Genomic DNA, 15,753 nt, shown 5'->3' on the forward strand with positions numbered 1-15,753 from the left:
AAGTGGCACTTTATTGCCGGTCCAGTTCTCGGGAGACTGGCCACCATGCTCACCCGCCTGCCCTCCCGTCTCGTCGCGCTCTTCGTCGGCCTCTGGCTCTACGGATTCTCGATGGCGCTGATGGTCGTTGCCGGGCTCGGGCTCGATCCCTGGGACGTGTTTCACCAGGGTGTGGCGCAGCGGACGTCGTTGAGCTTCGGCACCGTCACCGCGCTGACCGGTGCCGCGGTGCTGCTGCTGTGGATCCCGATCCGCCAGCGCCCCGGCTTCGGCACGGTCGCGAACGTCGTGGTGATCGCGGTGGCGGTGGATACCTCGCTGGCCATGCTCCCCGAACTGGACGCGCTGGCCACCCGGATTCCGGTGATGCTGATCGCGGTCGTCCTCAACGCGTTCGCGGCGGCGCTCTACATCGGTGCCGGGCTCGGCCCCGGTCCGCGCGACGGGCTGATGACCGGGCTGGTCGCGCGTACCGGACTGTCGGTGCGGTTGGCCCGCACCGGACTCGAGGTGGCCGTGCTGGCGACCGGCTGGATGCTCGGCGGCACCGTCGGGGTGGGCACCGTCGTCTATGCGCTCGGCATCGGGCCCCTGATCCAGCTGATGATGGGCCTCCTGAACCGGCTCGGTCAGAACCGGGGCGGCGGCGGTGTCGCACCGGCGATGTCGGTGCCCGCCGTCGCACGCGAGGATTGCCCGGCCCGTTGACCTGCGCGGCAGCCGGGACCGGCGACACGCAACCCGGTCCTGACGCGTGCGCCGCGAGCGGGTAGGTCAAGATGGGCGTCGTGTCCGAACTTGATCCCGATCTGCTCATCGATTTCGACGACGTGCTCATCCGCCGTGGCGGTGTGACCCTGGTCGGCCCCGTGACGTGGAAGGTGGAGCTCGACGAGAAGTGGGTTGTGCTCGGGCCCAACGGCGCGGGCAAGACCTCGCTGCTGCGGATCGCGGCCGCCGAGGTGCACCCGACGTCGGGCAAGGCGCACCTGCTCGGCGAGGTCCTCGGCCGCGTCGACGTCACCGAGCTGCGACCGCGGATCGGGCTATCGTCCTCCTCGCTCGCGCACCGGGTGCCCGCCGACGAGGTGGTGCGCGACCTCGTGGTCTCGGCCGGCTACGCCGTGCTCGGCCGGTGGCGGGAACGCTACGAGGAGATGGACACCACTCGCGCGGTGGAGATGCTCGAGAGCCTTGGCGCCGAGCACCTGGCGAACCGGACCTACGGCACGCTGTCGGAGGGGGAGCGCAAGCGCGTGCTGATCGCGCGGGCCCTGATGACCGATCCGGAGCTGCTGCTGCTCGACGAGCCGGCGGCCGGGCTGGACCTGGGCGGGCGTGAGGAGCTCGTCGCGCGGCTCTCGGACCTGGCCGCCGACCCGGACGCACCCGCGACCGTGCTCATCACCCACCACGTCGAGGAGATCCCGCCGGGCTTCACGCACGCGCTGCTGCTCAAGGAGGGCGAGGTCGTCTCGCAGGGTCTGATCGACGACGTGATCACGGCGGAGAACCTGACCCACGCGTTCAGTCAGGCGATCAGCCTGGACAAGGTGGACGGCCGGTTCTTCGCCAGGCGCACCCGGCTCCCTGGCCAGCACCGCCGCTGAGGCGCCCCGCGGGAGGCCACTTTCTTGAGCCGCGCGAACTAATGGGTGCGGTGGCGTTGTAACGTCCGACACATGGCCACTTTTGAAGCACACCCCGAAGTTCCCCCGAAGGACGCCTCCACCGTCATCCTGGTGCGCGACTCCGAGTCCGGGCCCGAGGTGTTCCTGCTCCGGCGCGTGGGTGGGATGGCCTTCGCGGGTGGCATGACCGTGTTCCCCGGCGGCGGCGTCGACCCGCAGGACGCCGACGCGGACGTGGCCTGGACCGGACCCCCGGTCTCCTGGTGGGCCGAGCGGTTCGGCGTCGACGAGGGCAGGGCGAAGGCGCTGGTCTGTGCGGCGGTGCGGGAGACCTTCGAGGAGTGCGGCGTGCTGCTGGCCGGGCCGACCGCAGACACCGTCGTCGCGGACACCGCCGGCTACGCGCAGGCACGGAAGCAGTTGGAGGCCCGCGAGTTCTCCTTCAGCGAGTTCCTCGCCCGCGAGAACCTGGTACTGCGCGCGGATCTGCTTCGGCCGTGGGCGAATTGGATCACCCCGGTCGGCGAGGGCAGGCGCTACGACACCCGCTTCTTCGTTGCCGCGGCCCCCGCCGGTCAGATCGCGGACGGCGAGACGTCGGAGGCCGCCGAGGTCACCTGGCAGACCCCGGCGCAGGCCATCACGGACTGGATCGAGGGCCGCACCATGCTGCTCCCGCCGACCTGGAGCCAGCTGAGCGCGATCGGCCAATATGCCACCGTCGCAGACGTTCTCGCCGCCGAGCCGGAGATCCCGGTGATCCTGCCGACGCTGTACCAGGAGGAGGACGGCTCGTGGCGGGTGCGATTCCCCGGTCAGGAGCCGTACTACGCCGCCGGGGCGCACCCGTGGGGCGAAAGGTAGCCTTCGCTTCATGGCTGAGTTTGTGACTCTCGAGGTATCCGACGGCATCGGCACCATCCGGCTCGCGCGCCCCCCGATGAACGCGCTGAACCGTCAGTTGCAGGAGGAGCTCCGGGCCGCTGCCCGCGAGGCCACCGTCAACGCCGACGTCAAGGCGGTCATCGTGTACGGCGGCGAGAAGGTGTTCGCGGCGGGCGCGGACATCAAGGAGATGGCGGAGATGTCCTTCGCCGAGATGAGCCCGGTCGCGGGCGACCTGCAGTCGGCGCTCGGCTGCATCTCCGAGATCCCGAAGCCGACCGTCGCCGCGATCACCGGCTACGCCCTCGGTGGCGGCCTGGAGATCGCGCTCGGCGCGGATCGCCGGATCGCGGGCGACAACGCCAAGGTCGGCGTCCCCGAGGTGCTGCTCGGCGTGATCCCCGGCGGCGGCGGCACCCAGCGCCTGGCCCGCCTCATCGGCCCCAGCAAGGCCAAGGACCTGGTGTTCACCGGACGCTTCGTCGGCGCCGAGGAGGCCCTCGCGATCGGCCTGATCGACGAGATGGTCGCCCCCGACGAGGTCTACAACGCGGCCCGCAAGTGGGCCTCGCAGTTCGTCGGTGCCGCGAGCCGCGCCCTCGCCGCCGCCAAGGCGTCGATCGATCAGGGTCTCGACACGGACCTGAACACCGGCCTGAAGATCGAGGCACAGCAGTTCGCGCAGCTCTTCGCGACCGAGGACCGGACGATCGGCATGGAGTCCTTCGTGGCGAACGGCCCGGGTAAGGCGCAGTTCACGGGCAAGTAGCGGCCCGGATGTCACCGCAAAACTAGAACCTGTTCACACTCCTTACTACCCGGTAGGCTCTCACCCATGACTGCAAGCCCGAATGACGGAATCGATCCCGCGCCGCGTCCGCACGCCACCGCCGAAGAGGTCGAGGCCGCTCGTAAGGACACGAAGCTCGCCCAGGTCCTGTACCACGACTGGGAGGCCGAGACGTACGACGACAAGTGGTCCATCTCGTACGACGAGCGCTGCATCGACTACGCAAAGGGCCGGTTCGACGCCGTCGCAGGGGACCTGCCGCTGCCGTACGAGCGGGCGCTGGAACTGGGCTGCGGCACCGGCTTCTTCCTGCTCAACCTGATGCAGGGCGGGGTCGCCAAGACCGGCTCCGTCACCGATCTCTCGCCCGGCATGGTCAAGGTCGCGCTGCGCAACGCCGAGCACCTCGGCCTGGAGGTCGACGGTCGCGTCGCGGACGCCGAGCGGATCCCGTACGACGACAACACCTTCGACCTCGTCGTCGGACATGCGGTGTTGCACCACATCCCGGATGTCGAGCAGTCGCTGCGCGAGGTCCTTCGGGTGCTCAAGCCGGGCGGCCGATTCGTCTTCGCAGGCGAGCCCTCCACGGTCGGCAACTTCTACGCCCGCTGGCTCGGCCGCGCCACCTGGGAGGCCACCACCACGGTCACCAAGCTGCCGTTCCTGGCCAGCTGGCGTCGTCCGCAGGAAGAGCTCGACGAGTCCTCCCGCGCCGCGGCGCTCGAGGCCGTCGTCGACATCCACACCTTCGACCCCACCGACCTCGAGAACATGGCGAAGTCGGCAGGCGGCACCGAGGTACGGGCCATCACCGAGGAGTTCGCCGCGGCGCTGCTCGGCTGGCCGGTCCGGACCTTCGAGGCCGCGGTTCCGCCGGAGAAGCTCGGCTGGGGCTGGGCCAAGTTCGCGTTCGGTGGGTTCAAGACGCTGAGCTGGGTGGACGAGAAGATCCTCAAGCACGTGGTCCCGCGTAACTTCTTCTACAACGTGATGATCACCGGCGTGAAGCCCGAACCGAAGTAGTGGGATACGAGTTCACCCGGGAGGACGTGCGGTACCTGACGTCCGAGGACGGCATCGCCGCCCTCACCGAGGTGGATCGGCTCGAACTCTCGACGCGCACGCACCTGGCCGACATCGGCCGGGTGCGTGCGCGTTTTGTCGACCGGTCCGCTGCCCTGGTCGAGACGGTGCTGCTGCGGCGTAAAGCCGTCGGCAAGATCGACGGTGGCCGGGACTGGCTGTTCACCGACGACGCGCTGCAACAGACGACGCCCTCGGTGGTCGCGCGCAGGCGAGCCCACCGGGTGGCGGGCCGGGCCGTACACGACGTCACCTGCTCGGTTGGCGCGGAACTGTCCGCCCTTGTCGGCGTCGCGAGCGCGGTGATCGGCAGCGATCTCGACCCGGTGCGCCTGGCGATGGCGCAACACAACGTGCCCGGCGCGACGGTCGTCCGTGCGGACGCGCTGGTGCCCTGCACCCGGGACACCGTCGTCCTCGCCGATCCGGCCAGGCGGGCGGGCGGCAGGCGCAGGCACGACCCGGCCGCCCTGCAGCCGCCCCTGCCGGACCTGCTGGAGGCGTACCGCGGCCGCGACCTGTCGGTGAAATGCGCTCCCGGACTGGACTACGACGCGCTGGAGTGGCCCGGCGAGGTGGAGATCGTCTCGCTCGACGGTGGCGTGCGCGAGGCCTGCCTGTGGTCGCCCGGACTCGCGGGGGCGGGGGTTCGCCGTCGCGCGACCGTGCTGACCGCGGACACCGCCTTGGAGCTCACCGACGCCGAACCGGACGAGATCCCCGAGCGCGGACCGGGGGAGTGGATCGTCGACCCGGACGGGGCGGTGGTGCGCGCGGGCCTGGTGCGGCACTACGCGGCCCGGCACGGGCTCTGGCAGCTCGACCCGCGGATCGCGTACCTCACCGGCGACGCGGTGCCCGCGGGCGTGCGCGGGTTCCGGATCATCGAGCAGCTCAAGTACTCCGAGAAGGCGCTGCGTCAGGAGCTCGCCCGCCTCGACTGCGGGGTGGCCGAGATCCTGGTGCGCGGGGTCGACGTGGACCCCGCGGTGCTGCGCCCGCGGCTGAAGCTGCGCGGCTCGGCGTCGCTGAGCGTCGTGCTGACGCGGATCGGCCGCACCCCGGTGGCGTTCGTCTGCGCCGCGGGCGTCCGGGTCTAGCGGAGGACGAACACCTCGCCGATCAGGGTGGGGGTGACGACCTCGCCACCGGGGCCGATCGACGTGCCGACGGTGAAGCCCTCGGCGCCCGGCAGGGTGTCCTGGTCGAGCGTCTCGCCGGTATCGGTGTCGAAGGTGAGCACCGCGAGACCGGTGTCGCCCTCGCGGACGACGGTGTAGCCGGTCGAGCCGCCGGTCTGCGCCGGGACGCCGAGCTGGACGACGTCCTTTCGCTCCCACAGCAACTCGGCGTGGTCACCCTTGTCCTCGAGGGCGAGCAAGCGGCCCTTGTCGGAGCCGGCCGGGATGATCAGGCCGTCCGCGGCGACGGTGGGGCTGCCCGCGGCGGCGAACCCGAGGTCGTGGCTCCAGCGGGGGTCGCCGGTCTCGGAATCGAGCGCCCACAGCGTGCCCGCGCTGTCGTTCGCGTACAGCGTCGTCCCGTCGGCGGAGATCACCGGGCTGGACGTCACGCCGCCGGGCAGTGCGGCGGAGGACCAGTCCTCGCTGATCCGGCCGTCGGCGTAGCGCAGGCCGACCAGCTCGGTGTGCGGGCGGCCCGGTCGCCAGACGGTCACGAAGAACCTGCCGGTGGCGAGGTCGATGGCCGGGGCCGTGGAGACGGGGCACTCGGGGGCGCCGAAGAAGCACTGCTCGAGTCCCTGCGCTGCGGGCGGCAGCGGGACGTTCTGGGCGACGTCATAGGTCGGGGTCGGGATCAGCTGGTACGACGGCACGATCTCCTTGCCGGTCTGGGTACTGAGCACCGAGACGACGCCGAAATGCGTGACGAACAGCAGGTTTCCGTCGGCGGTGAACTGGGCGGACAGCGGCGTCCCGCTCACCACGGTGCGCCAGCGCAGCTGACCGTGCTCGTTGAAGGAGTTCATGGCGCCGTCCTCGCCGACGTACACGTTCGTGACGCGGTCGACGAGCGGGGTCGAGACCGCGACGCCCGGGCCGAGCCGGTTGCACCAGCGCTTGCGGCCGGTCTCGATCTCGAACGAGAAGAGGTTGCAGCCGTTCTCGCTGCGCGAGGTGACGAAGATCTGGCCGTTCGACGCGACCGAGGCGGCCGTCGCGGTCGGTGCGCCGATCGGGCGCGACCAGTCGAAGGAGATCGACCGGGCCCCCTCAGCGGGGCTGGTGCCACTGTTGCGGGCGTCCGCGTGCATGGCGGGCCATCCGCTCGGTGCGTAGGCGTCGTCGAGCGGTGGTGCGCTGCTGCAGCCGCCGATGATCAGCGCCGAAACTGCCGTCAGCGACACCGCTGCCGACCGGAGAACACGCCGCATTCAACACTCCTCGTGTGGATTTCGCTCGGTGCAGACTATCCGGCCGAGCACCGCGGGGTGTGAACCCGCCCCTTCGCAGAATGCGGATCGACTATCCGTTGAACGCAGGACAATCGCGTGTTCCGATCGCCGGGCGGGGTCGGCGGGCAAAATGTGAGTGGTTCAGAATTCAAGGGACTGCGTGATCACAAGCGTCCAATTGTGGCGCGACGGAGCAGGTCCGGCGCCTCCTGTGATTGGACTGTTATTTCGGTACATTCCGTATCGAATTGCGATAATTAGCCGACAGAAACGCACAATTCCGGTCGCAATTGTGTTTGAATGGCGACATGGAAGGGTCAGGGGGTGGAGATTTGAGTGCGCCGCGCCGATCGCCGCGCGTCGACGCGAACGACAATCACCTGCTCGGCACGCCTCAGGCGGGGGTGGTGATCGTCGTCGGCCTGATCGTCGGCGCCGCGACGCTGATCGGCGTGATGGCGAACTCCCTGCTCGCGGTCATCGTGGTCGCGGTGACGGCGGCGCTGGTCGCGGCGCTGCTTGGCGGCGGCGGATGGCTCGGCGGGGGCGGCGGAGTGGGCCGTCGCGGAGCTCACATCCGCTGACCGTAGGCTGCATGGCATGACCAGCATGTGGGGCGCACCGTTGCGCACGAGGTGGCGGGGATCACGTCGGACCGACAGCGAGCAGGCAAAGTTCCTGACCCGTGATTCCCTGCGATGGGTGCTCGAGAACAAGGCGTACACGCCCTGGTACCTGGTGCGCTACTACCGGCTGGCCAAGTTCAAGCTCGCGAACCCGCACGTGATCCTGCGCGGCATGGTCTTCCTCGGCAAGAACGTGGAGATCCACTCGACTCCCGAACTGTCGCGGCTCGAGATCGGCCGCTGGGTGCACATCGGCGACGGCAACGCGATCCGCTGCCACGAGGGTTCCCTGCGCATCGGCGACAAGGTCGTCTTCGGCAAGGACAACGTCGTCAACACCTACCTCGACATCGAGATCGGCGCCTCCACCCTCGTCGCCGACTGGTGCTACATCTGCGATTTCGACCACCGGATGGACGACGTCAACGTCCCGATCAAGGATCAGGGCATCGTGAAGGGCCCGGTTCGGATCGGTCCGGACACCTGGGTCGCCGCCAAGGTGACCGTGCTGAGGAACACGATCGTCGGCCGCGGCTGCGTGCTCGGCGCGCACGCGGTGGTCAAGGGCGAGATCCCGGATTACAGCATCGCGGTCGGCGCGCCCGTCAAGGTCGTCAAGAACCGCAAGGAGGCCTGGGAGGCAGGCGCGGCCGAGCGGGCCAAGTACATCGCCGCCCTCGAGGACATCGAGCGCAAGAAGGCCGCCGCAGCACGTTGAGGCGCTGCGCGCCTGTGCGCGGTTGACGAGTCCAGGGACTCGTCAACCGCACACAGGCGGCGGAGCCGCCTACCGGCCGGGGAGCGGCCGCTGGGGGATGTCGGGGCGCGCCAACGGGTGTCGCACCCGTCGCTTGGCGCTCAGGTAGACCTGCGCGGTGTCGAGCGCGACGCTGTGCCAGTCGAAGTCGGCGGTGAGCCGTTCGCGGGCCGCCTCGGCCCGGCGCTGCGCGCCCGCGGGATCGTCGAGCACCTCACGCACCGCCGACGTCAGTCCCTCGACGTCGCCGGGAAGGAACGACATCCCGGTGACGCCGTCGACCACGGCCTCGCCGAGCCCGCCCGCGGTGGAGGTGACCAGCGGGGTGCCCGCCGCCGCCGCCTCGAGCGCGATGATGCCGAACGGCTCGTACCGGCTGGGCAGCACGATCGCGTCCGCCGCGTGCAACCAGCCCAGCAGCTCGGTGTGGTCGAGACTGCCGAGGAAGGCCACCGAGCGCAGGACCCGGTTGGACCGTGCCTCCTGCTGCAGCCACTCGAACTGGGTGCCCTCACCCGCGACGGCCAGCGTGGTGCCCGGGTGGCTGCGACGGATCCGGGGCAGCGCGGCGATGATGTCCTGCACGCCCTTCTCGTACTCGAGCCTGCCGACGAACAGCAGCCGCGGCGGGCCGGAGCGCGGCGCGCGCTGCCGGTAGTTCCAGGTGGTGACGTCGATCCCGTTGCGGATCACCGTGATCGGCGGCAACTGCGGACCGTAGAGCTCGGTGACCTCCTCCTCCATCGAGGCGGAGCAGGTGATGATCGCGTCCGACTCGTTGGCCAGCCACCACTCGACGGAGTGCACCTGACGGTTGATCGTCCCTGAGATCCAGCCGCTGTGCCTGCCGGCCTCGGTGGCGTGCAGCGTGGAGACCAGCGGCACGTCGAAGTACTCGGCCAGCGCGATCGCGGGATGCGCGACCAGCCAGTCGTGCGCGTGCACGACGTCGGGCTGCCAGCCGTCGCCGAGCCCTGGCTTGCCGAGCGCGACGCCCGCGCGCACCATGGCGTGCCCCATCGCGAGGGTCCAGGCCAGCATGTCCTCGCCGAACACGAAGTGCGCCGGGTCCTCGGCGACCGCCACCACCAGCACGCCCTCCGAGATGTGGGTGATGGTCGGGTGGGTGGACGCGTCGGTGCCGGTGGGGCGCCGCGAGAGCACGACCACCTCGTGGCCTGCCTGCACCAGCTCGGTGGCCAGGTGGTGCACGTGCCTGCCGAGCCCGCCGACCACCACCGGCGGGTACTCCCAGGAGACCATCAGGACCTTCATGCGGGACCGCCGATCGCGTCGTCGGGGAGTCGCCGGGCGTCCAGCGAGGGGAACAGCCCGTCGGCGTGGTTCCAGCCGTCGGCCAGCTGCCGCGCCCGGTCCAGGTGACCCGCGGCGACGGCGCCCGCGATCTCCCTGGTGGCGTGGGCGTGCAGGTGCGCACGGTCACGGGCGTACCCGGCGGCGGAGTCCTTGCTGACCATGAACGCCCAGTCGCTCTGCACGGTCATGATGGCCTCGCGCAGGATCTGGTCGTTGACCCGATCGCGCAGCTCCGGCCGGCCGGGCGCGCGCTGCGCCCCGCGGGCCTTGTCCACCGCGTCCAGCGCGGTCTGCACGACCTCGGTGTTCAGCTGGACCAGGTCGGCGACCTGATCGCCCGCCCAGACCCGCCAGTCCTTGCCGCTGCCCCAGGAGGAGTCGGCGAGCTGGACGGGTTCGCCGACGAAGCCGGCCGCCCTTGCATCGGAGAGGGTGCCGACCGGGATGCCCGCCTCCGGCAGCGCGCGCAGGACCTTCTCCAGCCACTGCGGACCCTCGAACCACCAGTGTCCGAACAGTTCGGTGTCGAAGGCGGCCACCACGAGCGCGGGCCTGCCGATGCGCTCGCTCTCCGAGCGCATCCGGGACCTGACCGTGTCGACGAAGTCCGCGACGTGCCGGTCGATGGCGGCGGCCGCGAGTTCGGGGTCGTACGGCGCCTTGTCCTTCGAGTCGACGGTGCGGCCGGTGACGCGCGCGGGCTTGAGCCCGGTGTCGTGGTCGTAGGTGTGGAAGTCGCGGTAGGCGCCGTCGCCCGGGTAGCCCGACTTCGGCGACCACACCCGGTACGAGACCTGCAGGTCGCGGCCGAAGGCCACCACGTCGGATTCGCGAACCGGGCGGCCGAGGGAGGTGTCCCCGCGCAGCGACGGGCCGTCCACCATGAAGTGCTGCACGCCCGCGGCGTCGTACTCCCGTTCCATCCCGGGCGTGTAGCCGCATTCGGGTGCCCAGATCCCGGAGGGCTTCGTGCCCCAACGCGCCTTGGCGTCGGCGAGGCCCTCGCTGAGCTGGAACGAGCGCAGCCGCGGATGCAGCAGCGGCTGGAACGGGTGGGCCAACGGTCCGCCGAGCAGCTCGATGGCGTCGGCGTCGACGAGCCCGCGCAGCACCGGCGAGCCGCCGTGCGCCCAGCGCTCCTCGAAGTCGGTCAGCGCCTCCGCGGCGAGTCGGTGCTCGCGGGCGCCGAGGTCGCGGTGCGGCTGGTCGCGCATGCCTGCGGCCTCGTGGGCGCGCAGCTGCCAGTTGCCCAGCCAGTGGTGCATCCCGGCCAGGCAGTGCGGGTCGTCGAGCTGGGCCGCCAGCACCGGGGTGATGCCGAGGCTGAGCAGCCGGGTGCGGCCCTCCGCGGCGAGCGTGCGCAGCACGCGGGCCACGGGCAGGTAGGTGGCCGCCCAGGACTGGTAGAGCCATTCCTCGCCGACGGGCCACCGGCCGTGGTTGGCCAACCACGGCAGGTGTGAGTGCAGGACCAGGCAGAACATGCCCGGTTCCTGCGCAACTCCGGTCGGTTTGTTCACCCTGACACCGCGGGCTTCCGTGCGATGGCGACCAGGTCCAGGCTGGCGTCGATGTCGGGTTCGGTGAGCGCGAAGTCGTCCACGGTGATGGCCTCGACGTCGGCGACGAGGTCCGCAGGCCACGGCTCGCCCGCCAGCGCGCGGTCGATCTGGGCGTCGATGAAGGAGCCGCCGTGCTTGGCGTCGAGCTCGCGCAGACGGGGGCCGTGGTGCACGCCGGTCATCAGGTCGACGACGAAGCCGGCCTCCTCGAGGAGCTCGGTCATCTCGGCGGCGTTGAGTTCGCGGGTGTGGAACGGGTTGAGCGGGGTGTCCCGTCCGGGGGAGAAGGTGATCCGGTTCGGGGTGCTGATCAGCAGCTCGCCGCCGGGGGTCAGCACGCGGAAGCATTCGGCCAGGAACTGGGCCTGGTCCCACAGGTGCTCGATCACCTGGAAGTTGACCACGATCCCGACGCTGGCGTCCGGCAGCGGGAGGTCCGCGAGGTTGCCCTGGCGCATGTCGATTCGCGGGTAGCGGGCACGCACGTGGTCGACGGCGGAGGTGTCGTAGTCGAGCCCGATGACCTTCTCGGCGACGTCGGCAATCATGTTGGCGCCGTAGCCTTCTCCGGACCCGGCCTCGAGGACGACGCGGCCGGCGCAGCGCTCGAGCAGCTGCCGGTACACCACCTCGTGACGGCGGAACCAGTAGTTCTCCTCGGGCACGCCCGGGACGGTGCGCTCGCCGGTCAGCGGCAGGGTCGCTTCGCTCGGCTGCGGGGTCGCCTCGGCAGCCGTCGGGTTGTTATCGGCGTCGACGGACATGGCCGGGGTCGAGACAGATGAATCGCTCACCGTTGGGAGGTTAGTGCCCTCGGTGTCAGAACTGGTCGGGGTGGTCCACATCACAGGCATGAATGATCCTCCTGGCCGTTATGGTGGACGAGGTTTCCCACCCAAGTTACTAGCGGGTAACTTAACATGGGGTAATCTGACGCACACCCGACGTGCGAACGAGACGGTTACGCGAGCGCTCCTCCTCGACGTGGAGCTGCTCTCGATCATCAGGCAGAAATACACAGGAGGTCGACGAAGACCCATGACGAACATCGTCGTTTTGATCAAGCAGGTTCCTGACACCTGGTCCGAGCGCAAGCTCACCGATGGTGACTTCACGCTGGACCGCGAGGCCGCGGACGCCGTGCTCGACGAGATCAACGAGCGCGCGGTCGAGGAGGCCCTGCTCATCAAGGAGGCGCAGGGGGGCGAGGTGACCGTGCTGTCCGCCGGCCCGGACCGCGCCACCGATGCCATCCGCAAGGCGCTGTCCATGGGTGCCGACAAGGCCGTTCACATCAACGACCCGGCTCTGCACGGCTCCGACGCCATCCAGACCGGCTGGACCCTGGCCGCCGCGCTCGGCCAGATCGGCTTCGAGAACGATGAGCCGGCCGACCTGATCATCGCAGGCAACGAGGCCACCGACGGCCGCGTCGGCGCCGTTCCGGCCATCATCGCCGAGTACCTCGGCATCCCGCAGCTCACCCAGCTGCGCAAGCTCACCGTCGCCGACGGCAAGGTCACCGGCGAGCGCGAGACCGACGAGGGCATCTTCGGCCTCGAGGCCTCGCTGCCCGCCATCGTCTCGGTCACCGAGAAGATCAACGAGCCGCGCTTCCCGTCCTTCAAGGGCATCATGGCCGCGAAGAAGAAGGAAGTCTCGGTCTTCACCCTCGCCGACCTCGGCGTCGACCCGGAGACCGTTGGCGTCGCGAACGCGGGCACCACCGTCACCGCGTCCACCCCCAAGCCCCCGCGTACCGCTGGTGAGCGCGTCACCGACGAGGGTGATGGCGGCAGCAAGATCGCCGCTTACCTCGTCGGCCAGAAGATCATCTGATCGCGCCCCTCAACCAGCAGACCCACACGTAGGAGAAGACAGCAATGGCAGAAGTACTTGTGCTCGTCGAGCACGCCGAGGGTGCGCTCAAGAAGGTCAGCACCGAGCTCATCACCGCAGCGCGCGCGCTCGGTGAGCCGGCTGCGGTCGTCGCGGGCCCGGCCGGAACCGCGGCCAAGCTCGCCGAGGCGCTGGCCGCCGCGGGCGCCGCGAAGATCTACGTCGCCGAGTCCGATGACATCGACGGCTACCTGATCACCCCGAAGGTCGACGTCCTCGCCGCCCTGGTCGAGTCCGCCGGACCGGCTGCCGTGATCACCGCCGCCACCACCGAGGGCAAAGAGGTCTCCGGACGTCTGGCCGCACGGATCGGTTCCGGCCTGCTCAGCGACGTCATCGAGGTCAAGGCCGACGGCAGCGCCGTGCACTCGATCTTCGGTGGCGCGTTCACCGTCGAGGCCAAGGCCAACGGCGAGGTCCCGGTCATCTCGGTTCGCCCGGGTGCCGTCGAGGCCCAGCCGCAGGCCGGTGCCGCCGAGCAGGTCACCGTCGAGGTGCCGGCTCAGGACGAGAGTGCCGTCAAGGTGACCTCGCGCAACCCGATCGTCGGCGGCGACCGCCCCGAGCTCACCGAGGCGTCGGTCGTCGTCTCCGGTGGCCGTGGCGTCGGCAGCGCCGACAAGTTCAGCGTGGTCGAGGAGCTCGCCGACTCGCTCGGCGCCGCGGTCGGTGCCTCGCGTGCCGCCGTGGACTCGGGCTACTACCCGGGCCAGTTCCAGGTCGGTCAGACCGGTAAGACGGTCTCCCCGCAGCTGTACATCGCGCTCGGCATCTCCGGCGCCATCCAACACCGCGCAGGCATGCAGACGTCGAAGACCATCGTCGCCGTCAACAAGGACGAAGAGGCCCCGATCTTCGAGATCGCGGACTACGGCGTCGTCGGCGACCTGTTCAACGTCGCACCGCAGCTCACCGAGGCGGTCAAGGCTCACAAGGGCTGATCCCGCGTCACCTTTCGGCGGCCCCGTTCCCTGGTTGGGAGCGGGGCCGCCGTCGTGTTCACCGAAGTTGCATCGACACGACACCGACCTGATGCCGGGAGGCCGCCCGGCTCGGTGACCCTTCGGGGCATGACGACAACGCCGGTCCTCATCAACGATTTTCCGAGCGTCACCACCGTCCCCAGATACACCCTGCTGCTGTCCTCGGACCGCGAGCACCGGATCGCCGCGCAGCGGCTGCGGTACCAGGTGTTCGCGGCCGAACCGGGCTTCGAAGGCGCGGTCCGCGGCATCTCCGACGGTCTCGACGCCGACCACTTCGACGAATATTGCGATCACCTGCTGGTGCGCGACGAGCTGGCCGACGAGGTCGTCGGCTGCTACCGGATGCTGACCCCGGACGCCGCGATCGCCGCGGGCGGGCTCTACACCGCCACCGAGTTCGACCTCGCCGCGCTCGACCCGCTCCGCCCACAGCTCGTCGAGATGGGCCGGGCCTGCGTGCACCCCGATCACCGCTCCGGTTCGGTGCTGGGCCTGATGTGGGCGGGCATCCTCAACTACCTGGAGCTCACCGGCTACCGCTGGGCCATGGGGTGCGTGTCGGTGCCGATGCAGGCGCGGCCGAGTGATCTGCCGGGCGCGAACGTGCGCGGGGTCCGCGACCGACTGCTCGACGCGCACGCCACCGCCCCTGACCTCCGGGTGCGTCCGCTGCGGCCGGTGCCCGGCCTGGACGAGATCGCGGCCCCCGCCCGCACGGCGCTGCCCCCGCTGCTGCGCGGCTACCTGCGCCTTGGCGCCTCGATCTGCGGCGAGCCCGCGCACGACCCCGACTTCGGCGTCGCCGACTTCGTGGCCCTGTTGGGCATGGCGGAGGCCGACGAGCGCTACCTGAGCCGGCTGCGGTCGGCCGCCGCCGCCGTCCCGATGATCCTCCGATGACGCACGACTGGATGCCCTCGAGCCCCTGCGGCGACGGCTGCCTGCCGACCGCGGTGGAGCGGGCCGGCCTGGCCCGGGTGGCCGCGCGGTTCGTGATGCTCGCGGCGATGCTGCTCTCGCTGCCCGTTCTGCTGGCGGGTGGGGTCCTGCCGGGATCCTGGCGCCGCTCGGTGCAGCGCGGCTACGCGCGGGCCGCGCTGAGCGGGCTGGGGATGCGGCTGCGGGTGCGCGACGAGCGCGGCCTCGACATCGATCCTGGGGAACGGGGTGTGCTGGTGGTGGCCGGGCACGTCTCCTGGGCCGATGTGCTGGTGCTCTGCGCGCTCGGGCCCGCCGACTTCGTGGCCAGGGCGGACCTGCTGGACTGGCCGCTGCTCGGGACCCTGGCACGGCGGATGCGGATCATCCCGATCGACCGGGCGCGGCTGTCCGAGCTGCCCGGCGCGGTCGACGAGGCCGCGGAGCGGCTGCGGGCAGGTGGGCGGGTGGTGGCCTTCCCCGAGGGGACCACCTGGTGCGGGCGCGCCTACGGCAGCTTCCGCCCAGCCCTGTTCCAGTCCGCGGTCGAGGCAGGCGCGCTGGTGCAGCCCGTCGGGATCAGGTACTGCACGCCGGACGGGCGGCTGGACACCACGGCCTGCTTCGTCGGGGACCAGACGCTGGCCGCGTCGCTGCGCCGGACGGTCGGGCTGCGCAGGCTCGACGTGGAGGTGCTGCTCGCGCCGCTGGAGGAGCCGGGCGCCGACCGCAGGGAGCTGGCGCGGCGCTGCGAGCGGGCGGCGCGCGTGATCCTCGGCGCGGACCTGACCGTGCAGGACATCCTCGACGGCATGGAGGAGCGTCAGACCGCGGCGGCGTGAGCGCGCCTACCAGCACAGTCGCGGTCGCAGCGGCCCCC

16 protein-coding genes are annotated in these 15,753 nt (G+C 70.5%); 12 read left to right on the forward strand and 4 right to left on the reverse strand.

What is annotated here, in order from left to right:
* The first annotated feature begins 45 nt into the window (after nt 1-45).
* The 6 genes from JOE46_RS00435 to JOE46_RS00460 all read left to right on the forward strand — a co-directional run bounded on the left by JOE46_RS00435 (nt 46) and on the right by JOE46_RS00460 (nt 5,492).
* Nucleotides 46-708 carry a YitT family protein gene (locus JOE46_RS00435; protein ID WP_245220875.1) on the forward strand — a complete coding sequence of 221 codons (663 nt, stop codon included), beginning with the start codon at nt 46-48 and terminating at the stop codon, nt 706-708.
* A gap of 71 nt (nt 709-779) precedes the next feature.
* Nucleotides 780-1,610, forward strand: coding sequence for an ABC transporter ATP-binding protein (locus JOE46_RS00440; RefSeq protein WP_027499165.1), 831 nt, complete (start codon nt 780-782; stop codon nt 1,608-1,610).
* Nucleotides 1,611-1,682: 72 nt separating this feature from the next.
* Nucleotides 1,683-2,495: an NUDIX domain-containing protein gene (locus JOE46_RS00445; RefSeq protein ID WP_097213615.1), complete on the forward strand. Its 813-nt coding sequence runs from the start codon at nt 1,683-1,685 to the stop codon at nt 2,493-2,495.
* Nucleotides 2,496-2,505: 10 nt separating this feature from the next.
* Entirely contained in the window at nt 2,506-3,285 is a 780-nt protein-coding gene (locus JOE46_RS00450; protein WP_077041129.1) for an enoyl-CoA hydratase/isomerase family protein, read from the forward strand.
* A 66-nt stretch (nt 3,286-3,351) separates the two neighbouring features.
* On the forward strand, nt 3,352-4,332 hold the full coding sequence (locus JOE46_RS00455; RefSeq protein ID WP_097213614.1) for a class I SAM-dependent methyltransferase: 981 nt from the start codon (nt 3,352-3,354) through the stop codon (nt 4,330-4,332).
* On the forward strand, nt 4,332-5,492 hold the full coding sequence (locus JOE46_RS00460) for an SAM-dependent methyltransferase (protein WP_097213613.1): 1,161 nt from the start codon (nt 4,332-4,334) through the stop codon (nt 5,490-5,492). The genes JOE46_RS00455 and JOE46_RS00460 overlap by 1 nt, the downstream gene beginning before the upstream one ends.
* Here JOE46_RS00460 and JOE46_RS00465 read toward each other — a convergent pair.
* Nucleotides 5,489-6,787 carry a PQQ-binding-like beta-propeller repeat protein gene (locus JOE46_RS00465; protein WP_097213612.1) on the reverse strand — a complete coding sequence of 433 codons (1,299 nt, stop codon included), beginning with the start codon at nt 6,785-6,787 and terminating at the stop codon, nt 5,489-5,491. The two genes, JOE46_RS00460 and JOE46_RS00465, sit on opposite strands and share 4 nt — an antisense overlap.
* 353 nt (nt 6,788-7,140) lie before the next feature.
* Here JOE46_RS00465 and JOE46_RS00470 point away from each other — a divergent pair, with 353 nt between their 5' ends.
* Both JOE46_RS00470 and JOE46_RS00475 read left to right on the forward strand, forming a co-directional pair.
* Nucleotides 7,141-7,392: a hypothetical protein gene (locus JOE46_RS00470; protein WP_209925876.1), complete on the forward strand. Its 252-nt coding sequence runs from the start codon at nt 7,141-7,143 to the stop codon at nt 7,390-7,392.
* Between the two features lie 16 nt (nt 7,393-7,408).
* Complete coding sequence (locus JOE46_RS00475; RefSeq protein WP_097213611.1) at nt 7,409-8,152, forward strand: acyltransferase; 744 nt, start codon at nt 7,409-7,411, stop codon at nt 8,150-8,152.
* A 69-nt stretch (nt 8,153-8,221) separates the two neighbouring features.
* On the opposite strand, the gene JOE46_RS00480 is transcribed toward JOE46_RS00475, so the two are convergent.
* From JOE46_RS00480 to JOE46_RS00490, 3 genes are read right to left on the reverse strand one after another with little or no spacing between them, the layout of a single operon-like run.
* Nucleotides 8,222-9,466 carry a glycosyltransferase family 4 protein gene (locus tag JOE46_RS00480; protein ID WP_097213610.1) on the reverse strand — a complete coding sequence of 415 codons (1,245 nt, stop codon included), beginning with the start codon at nt 9,464-9,466 and terminating at the stop codon, nt 8,222-8,224.
* Nucleotides 9,463-10,992, reverse strand: a complete 1,530-nt coding sequence (locus tag JOE46_RS00485) for a glycoside hydrolase family 57 protein (RefSeq protein ID WP_209928890.1) — start codon at nt 10,990-10,992, stop codon at nt 9,463-9,465. Before JOE46_RS00485 ends, JOE46_RS00480 begins: the two co-directional genes overlap by 4 nt.
* Nucleotides 10,993-11,024: 32 nt before the next feature.
* Nucleotides 11,025-11,834, reverse strand: coding sequence for a class I SAM-dependent methyltransferase (locus tag JOE46_RS00490; protein ID WP_097213608.1), 810 nt, complete (start codon nt 11,832-11,834; stop codon nt 11,025-11,027).
* 274 nt (nt 11,835-12,108) lie between these two features.
* Here JOE46_RS00490 and JOE46_RS00495 point away from each other — a divergent pair, with 274 nt between their 5' ends.
* The 4 genes from JOE46_RS00495 to JOE46_RS00510 all read left to right on the forward strand — a co-directional run bounded on the left by JOE46_RS00495 (nt 12,109) and on the right by JOE46_RS00510 (nt 15,715).
* The gene (locus tag JOE46_RS00495; RefSeq protein WP_097213607.1) at nt 12,109-12,909 is read left to right on the forward strand and encodes an electron transfer flavoprotein subunit beta/FixA family protein; all 801 of its coding nucleotides are present in this window, start codon (nt 12,109-12,111) and stop codon (nt 12,907-12,909) included.
* 44 nt (nt 12,910-12,953) lie between these two features.
* Nucleotides 12,954-13,910: an electron transfer flavoprotein subunit alpha/FixB family protein gene (locus JOE46_RS00500; protein ID WP_097213606.1), complete on the forward strand. Its 957-nt coding sequence runs from the start codon at nt 12,954-12,956 to the stop codon at nt 13,908-13,910.
* Between the two features lie 129 nt (nt 13,911-14,039).
* Nucleotides 14,040-14,855 (forward strand): GNAT family N-acetyltransferase, encoded by an 816-nt coding sequence (locus tag JOE46_RS00505; protein ID WP_097213605.1) that lies wholly within the window; start codon nt 14,040-14,042, stop codon nt 14,853-14,855.
* A complete protein-coding gene (locus JOE46_RS00510) occupies nt 14,852-15,715 on the forward strand; it encodes a 1-acyl-sn-glycerol-3-phosphate acyltransferase (RefSeq protein WP_245220876.1) in 864 nt (287 codons plus the stop codon). The genes JOE46_RS00505 and JOE46_RS00510 overlap by 4 nt, the downstream gene beginning before the upstream one ends.
* The last annotated feature ends 38 nt before the right edge of the window (nt 15,716-15,753 follow it).

The organism is Rhodococcus sp. PvR099 (assembly GCF_017833315.1).
Lineage (GTDB): Bacteria > Actinomycetota > Actinomycetes > Mycobacteriales > Mycobacteriaceae > Rhodococcus_G > Rhodococcus_G oryzae.